Here is a 530-nt window from a genome sequence, read left to right on the forward strand (position 1 = left end):
CACCTCTCCAAAAAAAAAATCTCTCTTACGCATTAGACTTTGCCACATTTAATCGCTTGCTGGGTCAGCTTGATCCAGTTCAACGGGTTTTCACAGTCAACATGGTTGCCAGCGGCACCAACTACCGTTTTGTATGCCTCCGAGCCTGCCGCTGTGTGTACTGCCAGCATAAACGAAAACATAGGGTCATTTTGCATGGTGCCAATCATCATTGCACTGGAAGTGTCTTTGAGCTGGCAGTTTTCAACCCGCAGATTGAGTACATCTTTTGCCACCATCTTACAGTCGGGACACACCTTCTCAAGGTTCTTGAGCTTTGCGTCGTCATTGAGCACATCAGGAGCCGCGATGGCAGTACCGGCCATACACAGCCCCAGTGCCAGCAGTTTGAGTTTATTGGTTACTTTCATGGTTCCTCTCTATATCGTTCCAATTTCGTTTCGGTAAAAGAACAGTGGCCCAGTGACTGTTCTGAGTTCCGGCGTTACTTGCTTTACTCTTGAGCAAATATGCTGCTTGAAAAAGTTGTG

General features: G+C 47.2%; 1 protein-coding gene. It reads right to left on the reverse strand.

Annotated features, from left to right (window positions below):
- Positions 1–32 precede the first annotated feature (32 nt).
- Positions 33–410 carry a hypothetical protein gene (locus R7Z49_RS27365; RefSeq protein ID WP_318112810.1) on the reverse strand — a complete coding sequence of 126 codons (378 nt, stop codon included), beginning with the start codon at positions 408–410 and terminating at the stop codon, positions 33–35.
- Positions 411–530 lie beyond the last annotated feature (120 nt).

It is taken from the genome of Vibrio sp. 1562 (assembly GCF_033340155.1).
Classification (GTDB): Bacteria; Pseudomonadota; Gammaproteobacteria; order Enterobacterales; family Vibrionaceae; genus Vibrio; species Vibrio alginolyticus.

What these genes read in the sequence shown, in the direction of transcription:
- R7Z49_RS27365 (WP_318112810.1), bottom strand. Translation starts at nt 410, where the DNA reads ATGAAAGTAACCAATAAACTCAAACTGCTGGCACTGGGGCTGTGTATG.